The organism is Bradyrhizobium sp. F1.4.3 (assembly GCF_040548375.1).
In the GTDB taxonomy this organism is placed as follows: domain Bacteria; phylum Pseudomonadota; class Alphaproteobacteria; order Rhizobiales; family Xanthobacteraceae; genus Bradyrhizobium.
The window spans coordinates 1,266,322-1,281,248 of record NZ_JBEPRN010000001.1; the positions used below are offsets into that span (position 1 = coordinate 1,266,322).

Consider the following 14,927-nt stretch of genomic DNA (forward strand, 5'->3'; position numbering starts at 1 on the left):
TCTTCCTTCCGTTGATGATTGGTGATCAGGCGGCATCCGATGGCGGCAGACGCTCGGCCTCGTATTCTCCGGCGACGAGCAGTCGCCGCAGCAGCTTGCCGACGGGCGATTTGGGAATCGCGTCGACGAAAACGTAGCGGCGCGGCCGCTTGAAATTGGCAAGGCCGGAGGTGCGGCAGAACTGCTCCAGTTCGACGTCGGACACGGAGCGATTGCGCTTGACGAAGGCAGCAACGACCTTGCCCCATTTCTCGTCGGCAACGCCGACCACTGCGACCTCGTCGATGGCGGGATGCAGCGACAGGCAGCTTTCGATCTCGACCGGCGAGACGTTCTCGCCGCCGGTGATGATCATGTCGTCGACGCGGCCGGTAACGAAGAGATCGCCGTCGGGATCGACGAAGCCGGTATCTCCGGTGAAATACCAGCCCTCGCGCAACGACTTGGCATCCGCTTCGGGACGGCGCCAGTAACCTTCAAAGGCCTCGTCGCCAGCGAGCGTTGCGATGATCTCGCCCTCCTCGCCGACCGCAGCAAGATCTGCGATCGAGCGAGCTCCGATGCGCACGACCTTGACGTGCTGGTTGAGGCCGGCCTTGCCGGCCGAACCGGGTTTTGCGGGCGCATTCTGGTCGATCGTAAAGGTGTAGATCTCGGAGCTGCCGTAGTGATTGACGAACAGCTCCGGCTTGAATGCGGCGTTCAGCTTTTTCAGGAGACCGTCGGTCATCGACGCACCGGCAAAGCCGAGCTTGCGCACGCTCGTTAGGTCGGTTGCGGCAAACGCATCGTGATGGACGAGATCGTGGTAGAGCGTCGGCACCAGATAGAGATTTGTAATCTTTTCCTGTTCGATCAGCGCCAGCGCCTGACGGCTGTCATAGCGCGGCAGGCAAATGAAGGTGCCGCCGATCAGCGACATCGCCAGCAACGAGCGGACGCCCATGGTGTGGTAGAGCGGCATCACGCCTAGCGTGCGCTCGCCGCGGCCGTAGAGGTTTTGCGCGACATGGGCGATCGCTGCAGCCCTTTCGGCGCGATGGCGTCTTGGCACACCCTTTGGCCGCGAGGTCGTGCCGGAGGTGTAGAGCATGATCGACCAGGCGTCGGCGCCGACATGCGGCTCGGCGTCAGGTGCACGATCTTTGATGAGGTCGGTGAAGCTGATCGCCCCCTGCGCCTCCAGGCCGATCGCGACTTGCCGTAACCGGCCGGCACGCGCGGATCCCCTCACGGCCTCCGCGGAGACATCCTGGTAGAGGATCGCGCGGGCTTCGGCATTCTCGATGCAATAGTCGAGTTCGTCCGCCTTGGCGCGCCAGTTGATTGGGGTAATGACGAGGCCGGCGAACTGGCAGGCCCAGTGCAGCGTCGCCGCCTCCCAGCGGTTTTGCAGCAGTGTGATGACGTGATCGCCCGGCTTCAGGCAGAGGCGGTCGAACGAGACGACAAGTGAGGAGATCTGCTCGTACCACTGCCGGTAAGTCAGCCGCAGATCGCCATCGACCAGCGCAATGCCGTGGGGATCACGCGCGGCACTGGCTTTGAAGCTGCTGGCGAGATCAAGCATCGGAAGTCTCTTCATTGGCTGAGGCAAGCTGGGCGGCCGCTTCGAGCGCCGCCTGGATGATCGGGGTGTAGCCGGTGCAGCGGCACAGATGGCCGCTGAGGAGGTCGCGGATATCCGCTTCCGTCGGCGCCGGATTGCGGCCGAGATAGTGGTCGAGCGACATCAGGATGCCGGCGGTGCAGAAACCGCACTGAAGCGCATGGTTGCGGCGAAAGGCACGTTGCAGCACACCGAGCCGGTCCGCCGACGGCGCGAGCCCCTCGACCGTCCTGATATCGCAGCCGTCGACCTGCGCCGCGAGCGTGAGGCATGACCGTGTCAGCATGCCGTCGACGACGATTGTGCAGGCGCCGCAGACGCCGTGCTCGCAGCCGACATGGGTCCCGGTCGCGCCCAACTGGTGGCGCAGGACATCGGAAAGCAGCATGCGTGGCTCGGCTTCCACCTCGACCGGCTTGTCATTCAGCGCGAAGCGGACGGCATGGCGGCTATCCGCCCTGAGACGGGTCATCGCAGCACCTCGCTAATCAGGTCGCGGCCGATCATGCGCACGAGGTCGCGGCGATAGCGCGCGGTGGCGTGGACGTCGTCGCGCGCGCCGAGCTCATAGGCAAAGGCATTGAGGGCATCGTCGAGCGCGCTGCCCTCGAGCCGCGGCCAGTCGCGCGCCGTTGGCACGTCGGCGACGCCGCCGACGGCGAGGCGCACACCCGTGGCGATTTTCATCGCAGCGCAGGCGACGATGGCGAAATCGCCGTGCCGGCGTGCGACCTCGCGGAAGGCGCAGCGCGATCCCTTGATAATCGGAAGCGAAATGCCCTCGATCAGCTCGTCGTCGGCCCGAGCGGTCAGCATCATGCCGGCGAAGAAGTCTTTTGCTGGAACACGGCGTCGCCGTTTGGCGTTGCGCAAAAACACCTCGCCATCGAGCGCGACCAGCGTCAGCGGCATCTCGGCGCTGGGATCGGCATGCGCGAGCGAGCCGCAGATCGTGCCGCGGCTGCGGGTCTGCATGTGCCCGACCCATGGCAGCGCCAGCGCGACCAGCGGCAGCGCCTCGGCGAGATGCGGCCAGGCGAGCAGCTCGGCCTGGCGGACACCGGCGCCGATGACGACGGCGTCTCTCTGCCGCTCGATGCGGCGAAGCTCTTTCAGGCGCATGATATCGATCAGGAGCTTTGGCTTGGCGAGGCGCATGTTGAGCATCGCCATCAGCGACTGGCCGCCGGCGAGCACGCGCGCATTGCCGCCTTCCTGTGCGAGCCCGTCGAGGACATCGCTGACAGTTTCTGCGCGGACATAATCGAAGGCGGCGGGCTTCATCGGCGCCCTCCGAACAGGCTCGTAAGCCTGGCCAGCAGCGCGAACAGCGAGAAGCCGCTGCCGGAGGCACCGCCACCGCTGGCCTTGCGGGCCAGTGCCGTGAAGAACTGGCCGATGATCACGCGCGTCGCCCCGTCGAGCAGGCGGCCGCCGATGCTGGCGACCTTGCCGCCGATCGCCGCGTCATAGCTGTAGGTCAGCCGCGTGCCGCCTTTATCGTCGGGCGCAAGCGTAATGCGTCCCTCGGCGCTACCAAAACCAAGCGCACCGGTGGCTCCTCCGCGAAGAGTGACGGCGCGCGGCGGGTCGAGGTCGAACAGCTCGACGTCGGCACGATAGCGCCCGCTGACGGGGCCGATGCCGAGCGTCACGTCGGCGCGGAAATGCGTCTCGGTGATCTTGTCGACGCGCTGGCAGCCGGGAATGACGGATTGCAAGGTGTTCGGGTCGAGCAGCATCGCCCAGACCTGCTCGGGCGCGCCCTTCACCAAGGCCTCGCCCTCGCCGCGCAGCCGCCGGTCGCCTTCGCGCACGGGCGCGCCGGTCGCGCCTCCCGACGGAGGCGGCGGCTCGGCGCCGCGGACCATCTCGGCGAGCCGCGCCGGCACCAGCGGCAAGGTGATGTCGGCAATGCCGAGCGCGTCCGCCACTGCATTGGCGATGCAAACCGGCGTCGACATGCAGTTGCCTTCGCCGACGCCTTTTGCTCCAAGCGGGGTGAACGGCGACGGCGTCTCCATGTGGATGATCTGCGGCTCCGGCACCTCGGTTGTGGTCGGCAGCAGATAGTCGGCGAGCGTTCCCGTGAGAAAGCTACCGTCCTCGGCGTAGGCATATTCCTCGTAGAGCGCGGCACCGAGCGCCTGCGCAAATCCGCCGCGGATCTGGCCGTTCACCATGCCGGGATGCAGGATGGTGCCACAATCATGCATGGTGACGTAGCGGTCGATCCGGGTCTCCAGCGTAATGCGGTCGATCTCGACGCCGCAGAAGTCGAAGATGAAGCCGTGGCAGAGCGAGGAATTGATGCGGTCCTCGTCGTCGGGCGGCGTCAGCTCCGGCGGCGTCCAGAACACGGTCTCGCGAATGGTCTGGCCGGCATCGTCCGGCAGCGAGCCCGGCGACCAGTGGCTCAGCGCTGCGACGCGGGAGAACGCGATCCGGTTCTCGGGATTGTGCTTTGAGGCAACGAGGCCCCGCGCGAACACGATGTCGGCGGCTTCGACATTCAAATGGCTGGCGGCGATGCGGGCGAGGCGGCCGGCGACGCGCTCGGCCGCGAGCTTTGCCGTGCCGGCCACGGCCGCGGCGAAGCGGCTCGCGTAGTTGCCCGATGCGATTGACCAGGCATCCTTTGCGGTATCGATCTCGGTGTTGACGCGGATGTCCTTCGGTTCGAGACCGAAGACGTCAGCGACGACCTGGGACAGCACAGTGCGATGGCCCTGCCCCTGCGGCACGGACGCGACGTGAACCGTGACGCTGCCGACCGGATCGAGCCCGACTGTTGCGGTCGCCTGCGCGCCGTTCTTCGGCCCCGCCTTGCGGCGCTCGGCCGCCGTCAGCACAGTGGTGATGTAGCCCATGTTGGAGACGCTGGGCTCGACCACAGCGGTGAAGCCGATGCCGTAGAGACGCCCCTGCGCCCGCGCTTCGTCCCGGCGCGTCCTAAGCTCGGCGAGCCTGCCCTCCTCGACCGCGAGCGCGACGGCCTCTTGATAGTTGCCGGAATCGAGCAATGCGCCCGTCGCGGTGCGATAGGGAAAGGCATCCGCGTCGATCAGGTTGCGCTTGATCACATCGAGCGGATCGAGGCCGAGGCCGATCGCGATGCGCTGCACCAGCCGTTCCAGCGCGAAATAGACCTGGGGTCCGCCGAAGCCGCGGTTGAGCCCGGTCGGCGTCTTGTTGGTGACGACGACGCGGTTGCGGATCCTGACGTGGCGGATGTCGTAGGCGCCGGTCAGATTGCCGTGCATGCGGTAGAGCGTGGCGGGCTCCGGCGCACGCAGATGCGCGCCGCAATCCTCGACCTGGTCCCAGTCGAGCGCGAGGATTCTGCCGTCGGCCGCAACCGCCGCCGACAAGGTCGTCGCGCGATTGGTCGCCGACACCGATGCGGTCAGATGCTCGAGCCGGTCCTCGATCCATTTGACCGGGCGTCCCGTGACACGCGCGGCCGCCGCGATCAGCACGATGTAGGGAAACACACCCTGCTTGACGCCAAAGCTGCCGCCGGAATCCGGCGGCGTGCGCAGCCGCAGCCGATTGCCCGGCACTTTCAGCGCGCGCGCAATGACCGTGTGGATGCTGAACGGGCCCTGGAAATTGGCGAGAACCTCGAACGCATCCTCGCCGGCATCATGCGAGGCGACAACGCCATAGGTCTCGATCGGCGTGCAGGAGTTGCGGGGATAGCGGATGTCGATGGAAAAGCGATGCGGCGCGTCGGCAAAGGCCTGCTCGGGATCACCGTAGCGGAAGGCGCGATCGCTCGCGAGATTGCCGGGAAAGCCGTCGTGAAGGACGGGCGCGCCCGGCGCGAGCGTGCCAAGCGGATCGACGACCGCACTACGCGGGCGATATTCGATATTGATCAGCTCGGCCGCATCCTCGGCGCGGGCGCGATCGGTCGCCACGATCACGGCGACGGGCTCGCCGACATAGCGCACGCGGTCGATCGCAATCGGCCAGCACTCGACCGGCGCCTTCACGCCGACGACGAGACTCGAGGTGACAGCCTTGACGTCCTCGCCGGTCAGGACTGCGGCAACGCCCGGCAGGCGTTGGGCCGCGTCAACGTCAATCGAAAGAATATCCGCATGGGCATGCGGCGAACGCAGGATGGTTGCGTGCAGCGTACCGGGCTGAACGCCGAGATCGTCGATGAAGCGGCCGCGACCACTGAGCAGCGCGGCGTCCTCGACGCGCTCGATCGAACGCCCGACCCACCTGTCGCCACTCTTGTCGTGATCGACCGAGTTTGCGGATTTGACCGCCTGCAACATGTCCCGGCATACCTCCCGACGCGCTCTTTGACGCGACGGTGACAGTTGTCAGGACAGAGGGTGCGCGGGCCATACCGCCCGCTCTCACGACTTACCAAATCGTCTCATTTGCAGGCGCGTGCAGCGCAATATCAGCCAGCAAGACGCGAGACGCTGCGAAACTCGCGCGGGCTGACGCCGGCATGGTCGCGGAAGAAGCGCGTGAAATGCGCAGGCTCTGGAAAACCAAAACGCTCGCTGAGTTCGCCGAGCGGCGTCTCCTCGCGCATCACGGCATCCAGCGCACGCTCCATGCGCACGACGTTGAGATAGATCTTTGGCGAGACGCCGAGCGAGGCGTCGAACAGGCGAAAGAACTGCGCGCGCGACAGGCCTGCGCCCTTCACGAATTGATCGACGCTGGCACAGGAATCCTGCACCCGCATCGCATCCATCGCCCGCCGAATCCGCCAGTCGCAGCTCACCGCGCTCATGCCGCGGATCGAGTTCGGAAAGCTGCGCCAGGGCGTGAAGCGCTCGATCACCGCGATCATGAGGTCCGACAGCGTCTGCTCGTGCGTGCGCACCGCGTCGGGATTAGCCATCATTTCGGCGGCGAGATGCAGCGCGAGCTGACGGATGCGCGGCGACACCTCGCCCGACGGCCGCTCGAAGAACCCTGGCGCACCGCTCGCAGCCCAGCCGGGGCGGAACTCCTTCAGCCATTCGGGCTCGATATAGAGCGCCATGATGAGCGTCCGCGGCCGGCTGGCGTCATGCACATAAGAGTGCGGCTTCCAGCCGTCGACGAGCACGGCGGTCGTGTCCGTGAGCGGCGTGACCTGGTCGCCCACCAGGAACTGCGTGTCGGCGCCCTCGACCTTGAGCAGGACATGGCAGTGATGATGGGCGTGACGCACCAGCGAACGGTCCATGTCGAGCAGAGCGACCCTGCCGAAAGCACCATGAGCGATGCGCAGGGCCGTCGACATCAGTTCCTCCCTCGCAGCGTTGCGCTGCAAAATAATTGTGGTGTTGGCGCGGCACTATAAGCAGCACCCGACAAAGATGCCAACGCCACTAACGGACGCAAGTTGCAATCGGGTAGTAACCCGCTCATGCCCGCGCCTCCGCAAGCAGCCGCGCGACCGCGGCGCCCGGATCGGCCTGCAACGCGGTGACCAGATCGACCTCCGCCTCGCCCTTGACGCGGATGCGCTTGAAGGCGAGCTCGGGCGCGCTGACGGGCGCCGTTGCATCCAGCCCCATCTTGGCGCTGATGCCGTTGTCGGTGGTCGGATCGAGTTTCGAGCCGAGCGCGCCGGAGACAACCATGAGATCGCGATCGGCCTGGAAGCGCGTCGCCACCGCCCATTCGATTTCTTCGGACGAGGAGATATCGACGTCCTTGTCCACCACGACCACCTGCTTGATGTCGTAATGCGCGCCGAAGGCGCACATCATCACGTTCTTCGGTTCGCCATCGTTGGTCTTGTCCATCTTGATCGCCAGATGATAGCGGCAGGTGCCGCCGCGCGTCAGGCGGACGTCGAGCACGTTGGGGAAGCTGCGGCGCAGATGCTGGAGCAGCGTCGCCTCGCGCGGAACGCCGCCGAGGATCAGATGTTCGAAGCCGCCGCCGACGATGGTATGAAAGATCGGCGCCTTGCGATGCGTGATCGCATCGACCTCAATCACCTCGCGATTGGCGCGCGGGCCGTAATATTGGGGGAATTCGCCGAACGGTCCCTCGGGCTCGCGCACGCCCTGCAAGATCCGACCCTCGATCACGATTTCGGCGTGGGCGGGAACGCGGACCGAATTGGTCCGGCATTTGACGACGTCCACGGGCGTGCCGAGCAGCGCGCCCGCAATCGCCATCTCGTCCTCGTCAAGCGCGGCGATCGCCTGGGACGCCAGCAGCAGCGCCGGATGCGCGCCGATGACGATCGCGATCTCCAATGCCTGACCCAACTCCTCAGCGAAGCGGTAGTACGAGAACGTATGCCGCGGCAGCAGCAAGACACCGATACGGTTCTTGCTGCTGATCTGGCAGCGGTGGATCGAGACATTCTGCACGCCGGTCTTGGGATTGCGGGCGATCAATAGTCCGGCCGTGATGTAGGGACCGCTGTCGCGCTCGTTGTGCTTGGGGACCGGCAGCTGGCGAAGCAGGTCGACATCGTCGTGGACGACCTCCTGCACTGGCCCGCTCGCCACCTCATGGGTCGGCAACGGAGCACTTGCGGCAGCAAGAAACCGCGGCAGCAACTGATCCTCGGTTACGCCGATGGAATCGGCGACCCAGTCACGGCTGGCAAAGAGGTTTGCGACGACGGGGATCTCGTGGCCATCGGGTCGCGGAAACAGCACGGCGCTGTCGCGCTCCAGCCGCTTGGCGACTGCGGCCAGTTCGTCGGTTAGCCCAATGCCGTCGCGAGCGATCGCGAGCTTGCCGCGCTCGGCGAGGTAGGCGAGCCAGGCGCGCAGATCGGCGGGCGTGTTCGAGCCTTTCCCCGCAACATTTTCCATTCGCATATGACGGGTCTTTCCTTGCTCTCTAAACTCAGGGGGCGATCTTGCGCAGCGGCGGTGGACGGCGCTTCAGCGCTTCGTCCTCGCCCCAACGGCGCACGATGCCGATATCGATGTCGAAGAGGTCGAGCATACGGCCAACGGTGTGGTCGACCATGTCGTCGAGATTCTCGGGCTTGGCGTAGAAGGCCGGCACAGGGGGCGCGATGATCGCGCCCATCTCGGACAATGCCGTCATTGTCCTGAGATGCCCGGTGTGCAGCGGCGTCTCGCGCACCATCAGCACCAGGCGGCGGCGTTCCTTCAGCACAACGTCGGCAGCGCGGGTGAGCAGCGTCGTGGTTACGCCCGAAGCGATCTCGGACATCGAGCGCATCGAGCACGGCGCCACGATCATCCCGGCGGTCCGGAATGACCCGCTCGAGATCGCCGCAGCCATGTCGTCGATCGCATGGCTGACATTGGCGAGCTCCTTCACCTCCGCGATCTTCAGGTCGGTCTCATAGGCGAATGTCTGCTCGGCGGTCTTCGACATCACCAGATGCGTCTCGACGCCCGCATTGCGCAGCAGCTGGAGCAGGCGCACGCCGTAGGTGACGCCCGAGGCGCCGGAAATGCCGATGATCATCCGCTTGGGGCTAGCGTCCTGCATGTCGTTGTTTCGCTCCCTGGGTCCGCGCCCTAAGGCCACGTCGTCCGCCGCAAGACTAGGCAACCGCATCCATCAATACAAATAATGATTGATTATATATTCGATCATCTGAAATGATGGATCGGCAGCAAGATCCGCGAACGAAGGGAAGCCCGTGGAACTGAGGCAGATGCAATATTTCCTGTGCCTGGCCGAGGAAAAGAACGTCACCCGCGCCGCGCGCCAGCTCAACATCGTGCAGCCGGCGCTGAGCATGCAGATCGCCAAACTCGAGGCCGAGCTCGGCCAGAAGCTGTTCGATCGCAGCGTCCAGGGCATGACGCTGACCAGCGCCGGCGAGGCGCTGCTGCGACTGACGGCGCCGATCGTGCGCGACGCAGAGTATGCACGACAGGAGATGGCGCAGCTCGGCGGACGCATCTCGGGGCGGGTCTCGGTCGGCCTCATCACCTCGGTGGCACAGAGCACCATGGCGAGTTCGTCGGCGACGGTTGCCAGCCGCTATCCCGAGATCACCCTGTCCGCGTGCGAGGGGTATACCGAGACGCTGGTCGACTGGGTCAACACCGGCCAGCTCGATTTTGCGCTGATCAACGTACCGCGCCGAAAAACGTCCCTCACCCCGCACCACGTCATGGATGAGGAAATGGTCTTCGCCTGCCGGAAGGACAGTCCGATCAAGCCACCGGCCAAGCTTCGTTTCGACCACATCGCGAATTTCGATCTGGTGCTGCCCTCGAAGCGACACGGCCTGCGGCTGATCCTCGACGAGCACGCCGCCGCCGTCGGCATCGACCTGAGGCCACGTCTCGAGCTCGATACCCTGCCCGCGCTGTGCGATGTGATCGCGACCACCGATTTCGCGACCGTGCTGCCGACCATCGCGCTCCGGCAATCGCTTGCGAGCGGGACCATCCGGGCGCATCGCTTCGATGAGCAGAGAATCGTGCGCTCGATCGCGTGGGTGCATCATCCGCGGCGAGCGGTGTCCGTTGCCGCGAAAGCCGTGCTCGATGTCATCAGCCACGATCTTGCACAGGCCGCCGCGGCGGCAAAGGAGCTCGTGGAGCCCGCCTCCCGCGGCGCGACATCGTTCTCCCGCAAGGAGCGCCGAAAGCCCCGGAGAAAAACGACGTCCTGAATTCCGCTCCCCGCTCGGACAAGATGTCGCGCCCCCCGCAAAATGAGACGGATTGGTAAGTCTTGAGACAGGCCGGCATGACGGTCGCATCAAGCCGCTAACTACGGTCCAGGCGTAGAAAATCGCGGCCTGACACTCATCCCGGAAGACTGTTGTCCCGGACGATCCCAGGGCTCGCAGAACAAGACACGGTCGGGAGATTCAGTCCGAGATGGCACGGTTCGGTCGCAGCAAAATCACGGACATCGCTCAGCAGCAGAGCGAGGGATTTCGTCCCGACCGCAGGTCACTGCTCTCGCTCGGCACAGGCGCAGTCCTCGCCGCTACCGGGCTGCGGCGTGCGAGTGCGCAAGACTATCCGACACGGCCGATCCAAGTGCTCGTCCCCTTTGCTGGCGGCAGCGCCAGCGACGTGATCACGCGCATCCTGCTCAACCGCATGGCCACGACCCTCGGACAGGCCTTCGTGGTCGACAACCGCCCCGGCGCCGGTGGCAATATCGGCACCGCGGCCGCGGCGCATGCGGCTCCGGACGGCTACACTTTGCTGATGAGCACTTCCGGCCCGCTGGCTGCGAACAAGTCGCTCTACAAGGAGCTCCCCTACGATCCGCTGAAGGATCTCGCCCCGATCGGCCTGTTCGCCACCTTGCCGAACGTCATCGTGATCAATTCGAGGCTGCCGCCGAAATCGCTGCACGAGCTGATCGACTACGCCAAGGCGCATCCTCGGGAGCTGAACTACGGGACGGTCGGAGTCGGCTCGTCGCAGCACCTGGCGGCCGCCTATTTCGAGCAGCTCACGGGCACCGAGATCACTCACGTTCCCTACCGCAACATCGCCGCTTATACGCCGGACTTCATCGCGGGCCAGGTTCCACTCGGATTCCAGCTCTTGCCGAACGTCATCGGCCTGATCACGAGCGGCGATGCACGCCCTCTCGCCGTTGCCAGCGACAAGCGCATGACCGCGCTGCCGGACGTTCCGACGGCGGCCGAAGCCGGCCTCAACGACTATGAGAGCGCAGCGTGGCTCGCCTTGCTCGCGCCCGCCAACACCGGCAAGCCCGTAATCGACAAGCTCTACGCTGCGATGGTCGAAGCCGTGAACGATCCGAAAGTGCGCGCTCTCTTCGTCGAGCAGGGCGCCGAGCCGCTGGTGCTCGACCCGCAAGGCCTGAAGGATTTCATGACCTCTGAGACCACGAAATGGGCCGGAATCATCAGGAAGATCGGCATCGAGCCGATGTGACGCTCACATCGAGCCGATGTGAGGTTCACACCAGGCTCGACTTGCCGCGGCTCAGCACCTCGCCCGCGCCCTTGTCGCAGACGATCTTGCCATGCTCGCACACCACGCGGCCGCGGGCGATGGTCGTGACCGGCCAGCCGGTGACGTCGAATCCTTCCCACGGCGTGTAATCCGAGCCGTGGTGCAGGTCCGCCTGCCGGATCGGCTTCGTCAGTTTCGGATCCCACAGCACGATATCAGCATCGAAGCCGACACCGATTGAACCCTTGCGCGGATAAAGACCGTAGATGCGTGCGTGGTTGGTCGAGGTCAGCTCGACGAATTTTTGCAACGTGATCCGTCCCTTCGAGACGCCCTCGGAAAACAGGATCGGCAGCCGGGTCTCGACGCCGGGGATGCCGTTCGGCACCCAGCGGAACGAGGTGCGGGAATTCGGCGTCAGCTTGCCTTTGGGATCGTCGTAGCGGAACGGGCAGTGGTCGGACGAGAAGGTCTGAAACACGCCGGTGGTGATCCCCTCCCAGATCGCCTGCTGGCTCTCGGCATCGCGCGGCGGCGGAGAACAGACATATTTGGCGCCGCTGATGTCCATGTTCAGGCCCTTCATGTCGTCGGCCGTCAGCGTGATGTATTGCGGACAGGTCTCCGCATGCACCGGCAATCCGCGCTGCTGGGCCCAGCGCACCTGCTCCATCGCCTCGCGCCCGGAGACGTGGACGATCATGATGGGAACGCCGACGATTTCGGCGTGGCTGATGGCGCGATGCGTCGCCTCGCGCTCGACGGCCTGGGGCCGGGACACGCCGTGGTAATAGGGCGCGATGTGCCCCTCACGTTCGAGCTTGGTGGTGAGGAAGCGGATCGCGTCATAGCCCTCGCAATGGACCATCACCAGCGCCTCCTCGCGGCGCGCGACCTCGAACACTTCGAGCAATTGCTCGTCGCTGAGCACGAGGTCGTCATAGGTCATGAACACCTTGAATGACGTATAGCCGTCCTTGACCAGTGCCGGCAGCTCTTGCCCGAGCACGACCGCGGTCGGATCCGAGATGATCAGGTGGAACGCGGTGTCGATGTAGCACTCGCCCTCGGCGAGCTTGCGGTAGTTCTCGACGCAGGTCCGCAGCGAGGTGCCCTTCTCCTGAAGCGCAAAAGGCAGCACCATGGTGTTGCCACCGGCGGCAGCCGAACGCGTCGCCGAGGCAAAGTCATCGGCCATCACCACGTCGGGGCCGGACGACTGCGAGATGTGAACATGGCTGTCGATCCCGCCCGGCAGCGCCAGCAATCCCGTCGCGTCGATCTCGCGGGCAGCATTCTCGATGCGATCGGCGATGCTGACGATGCGGCCATCGCGAATGCCGATATCGGCGCAAAATTCGTCGCTGGCCGTCACGATGGTGCCGCCGCGAATCGCGAGATCGAGCTGCGTCACAGGAGTCTCCGTCACTTGATGACCGCTGATGTCTGGAAGATCCGGCCCCACTCCGCAAGAGCCCTGATGTCACCACCGGCGAGGTCGAGAGTTCGCCACAGCGTGACCGCGACCGAGTCGAGCACGGTGATATCCAGTTCCCGTTCGAGCGAGGCGGCAAGCGCGGCACCGTCGAGATTGGTGCAGAGGATGACGACGGCGTCGGCGCCTTCCGCCGCCACCGCGCGGATCATGTCCGCGATCGTGGCAGGCGCGACCTCGCCAAAGGAGAAATTGTCGCGCAACCCGAGATGCCGCTCCGCGTGCGGGGCGATCCCCTCCTCGGCCCACACCTTCGCGATCCGGCGCTGCACATCGTCCGTATAAGGTGAGACGAGGCCGACGCGCCTGGCGCCGAGCGCGCGGGCAGCATCGATACAGGCGAGCGTGGACGTCGTCGCCGGCGCGCTCGTGCGTTCCGTGATGGCGGCGCAGAGGCTCCTGTCGCGGCCGATGCCGAGCCAGCTTGCCGAGGTGCCGTTCCAGGCGATAGCATCGACCTTGGCATCCGCCAGCAGATCCGCCGCCGGCAGCATCACCGAGGCGTCGAACTGGTTGAGCGCCGCGGCGTCGAGCGCAATCTCGGTAACGCGAAAGCGCGAGAAATGCGCGGTGACGTCAGCGACGCCATGCAGCATGGCGCTGGTGACGGGCTCGAGGACCGAGTTGGAGGACGGCGTGATCATGCCGAGACGCTTGCGCATGACGGTCAGCCTCCAATGGCTCGTCGATGGTTTTGCCTGACGGGAGTGACATTGTGTCGGGCCCACAGCGTCTCCGCAACCTTCTGTGCCTCGCGGACCAGTTCAGCGCCATCGGCGTTCAGCAAGCGCCCCTCTTCGATCACGATACGGCCATCGACGATGACAGTCCGGACATTGTTACCATTGCCGGACCATACCAGGGCACCGAACCCGTCGATAACGGGCGCAAGCGTCGGTTCGGACAGGTCGAGCAATACCAAATCGGCTTTTTTCCCGAGCGTAATCGAACCGATCTGATCGCCCAGACCGAGCGCCTCGGCTCCGCCCTGCGTCGCCCACCGGATCGCGGTCCGCGCGTTCAATCCATCAGTTTCACCACGTATCCGCTGCATTGCGACAGCCCAGCGCATCGCCTCGAACATGTCACCGGAAAACGTATCGGTGCACAGCGCCATGCGGGCGCCGTGGCGCTCGATGGCCGCCGCCGGTGCGATGCGGCCGGTTTTGGCATTGCCGATCGGCGTATAGGCCATCGTCGCCTTCGCTGCTCCAAGAGCGGCTTCATCGCCGGCCGTCGTGTGAATGCAATGCGCCGCAATCAGGCTCTCGTTGAGCAAACCTGCGGCCTCGAGCACCTCGACCGGCGACCGGCCGCTGCGGGCCTGCGTCTGGGCCACCTCGATCGGGCTCTGACAGACGTGGGTGTGAACATTGCCGCCGTATCGTTGCACGAGATCGGCAACCTCACGCAGCAGATCGTCCGAGCAGGTATCCGGCGCGTGCGGCGCAAAATCGCACCTGATCCGGCCATTGTCATGGCCTTGCCAGCGTTCAACCAGCGCGACGTTCTCGGCGATGCTCGCCGCGCCGATCGCGGCCGAATATTCGTAGCGCTTCCGGGTGAGGGCTTCCGGATCCGCATCATGTATCCGGCCGGCGATGATCGCGCGGGAGCCAAGTTCGGAATGAGCCTTGGCGAGAGCCTCCGGATAGCGGTAAAAATCGACAATCGTCGTCGAACCCGTGCGCAACATTTCGTAGACGCCGAGCCGCGACAAGGCGGCGGCCTCGCCCTCGGTCAGCCGATGCCCCTGCGGAATTCCGGCCGTGAACATCGGTGCAAAGCCGAGATCTTCGATCATTCCACGGGTAATCATCAGCGGCGTATGATTGTGAACGTTGACCAGCCCCGGCATCACGAGCCGGTCGCGCGCATCGATGGTGCGCGCTGGCGACCAGCGCTTCGCAACCTCGTCGTCATCGCCGACGTCGACGATGTAGCCGTTTGC

The 14,927-nt window shown here is 65.2% G+C and carries 12 protein-coding genes; 2 read left to right on the forward strand and 10 right to left on the reverse strand.

Going from position 1 to position 14,927, the window contains the following annotated elements; genetic code table 11:
• Positions 1-25: 25 nt before the first annotated feature.
• From ABIB73_RS06160 to ABIB73_RS06190, 7 genes are all read right to left on the reverse strand, one after another.
• Entirely contained in the window at positions 26-1,570 is a 1,545-nt protein-coding gene (locus ABIB73_RS06160) for an AMP-binding protein (protein WP_354222158.1), read from the reverse strand.
• Positions 1,563-2,081, reverse strand: coding sequence for a (2Fe-2S)-binding protein (locus ABIB73_RS06165; protein WP_354222159.1), 519 nt, complete (start codon positions 2,079-2,081; stop codon positions 1,563-1,565). The genes ABIB73_RS06160 and ABIB73_RS06165 overlap by 8 nt, the downstream gene beginning before the upstream one ends.
• Complete coding sequence (locus tag ABIB73_RS06170; protein ID WP_354222160.1) at positions 2,078-2,893, reverse strand: FAD binding domain-containing protein; 816 nt, start codon at positions 2,891-2,893, stop codon at positions 2,078-2,080. Before ABIB73_RS06170 ends, ABIB73_RS06165 begins: the two co-directional genes overlap by 4 nt.
• Positions 2,890-5,901 (reverse strand): xanthine dehydrogenase family protein molybdopterin-binding subunit, encoded by a 3,012-nt coding sequence (locus ABIB73_RS06175; RefSeq protein WP_354222161.1) that lies wholly within the window; start codon positions 5,899-5,901, stop codon positions 2,890-2,892. Before ABIB73_RS06175 ends, ABIB73_RS06170 begins: the two co-directional genes overlap by 4 nt.
• Before the next feature lie 131 nt (positions 5,902-6,032).
• Complete coding sequence (locus ABIB73_RS06180; RefSeq protein ID WP_354222162.1) at positions 6,033-6,872, reverse strand: helix-turn-helix transcriptional regulator; 840 nt, start codon at positions 6,870-6,872, stop codon at positions 6,033-6,035.
• A 124-nt stretch (positions 6,873-6,996) separates the two neighbouring features.
• Positions 6,997-8,418 (reverse strand): UbiD family decarboxylase, encoded by a 1,422-nt coding sequence (locus tag ABIB73_RS06185; protein WP_354222163.1) that lies wholly within the window; start codon positions 8,416-8,418, stop codon positions 6,997-6,999.
• Between the two features lie 28 nt (positions 8,419-8,446).
• On the reverse strand, positions 8,447-9,067 hold the full coding sequence (locus ABIB73_RS06190; RefSeq protein ID WP_354222164.1) for a UbiX family flavin prenyltransferase: 621 nt from the start codon (positions 9,065-9,067) through the stop codon (positions 8,447-8,449).
• Positions 9,068-9,236: 169 nt separating this feature from the next.
• Between ABIB73_RS06190 and ABIB73_RS06195 the strand changes: the two genes are divergently transcribed.
• Together ABIB73_RS06195 and ABIB73_RS06200 are read left to right on the forward strand one after the other, a co-directional pair.
• Positions 9,237-10,208 (forward strand): LysR family transcriptional regulator, encoded by a 972-nt coding sequence (locus ABIB73_RS06195; protein WP_354222165.1) that lies wholly within the window; start codon positions 9,237-9,239, stop codon positions 10,206-10,208.
• Between the two features lie 211 nt (positions 10,209-10,419).
• Complete coding sequence (locus ABIB73_RS06200; RefSeq protein WP_354222166.1) at positions 10,420-11,460, forward strand: Bug family tripartite tricarboxylate transporter substrate binding protein; 1,041 nt, start codon at positions 10,420-10,422, stop codon at positions 11,458-11,460.
• A 25-nt stretch (positions 11,461-11,485) separates the two neighbouring features.
• On the opposite strand, the gene hydA is transcribed toward ABIB73_RS06200, so the two are convergent.
• Genes hydA through ABIB73_RS06215 form a run of 3 tightly spaced genes read right to left on the reverse strand, consistent with a single transcriptional unit; the run spans position 11,486 to position 14,834 of the window.
• Positions 11,486-12,895, reverse strand: coding sequence for a dihydropyrimidinase (hydA, locus tag ABIB73_RS06205; protein WP_354222167.1), 1,410 nt, complete (start codon positions 12,893-12,895; stop codon positions 11,486-11,488).
• Between the two features lie 11 nt (positions 12,896-12,906).
• Positions 12,907-13,638, reverse strand: a complete 732-nt coding sequence (locus tag ABIB73_RS06210; RefSeq protein WP_354222168.1) for a maleate cis-trans isomerase family protein — start codon at positions 13,636-13,638, stop codon at positions 12,907-12,909.
• A gap of 5 nt (positions 13,639-13,643) precedes the next feature.
• Entirely contained in the window at positions 13,644-14,834 is a 1,191-nt protein-coding gene (locus ABIB73_RS06215; RefSeq protein ID WP_354222169.1) for an amidohydrolase family protein, read from the reverse strand.
• Positions 14,835-14,927 lie beyond the last annotated feature (93 nt).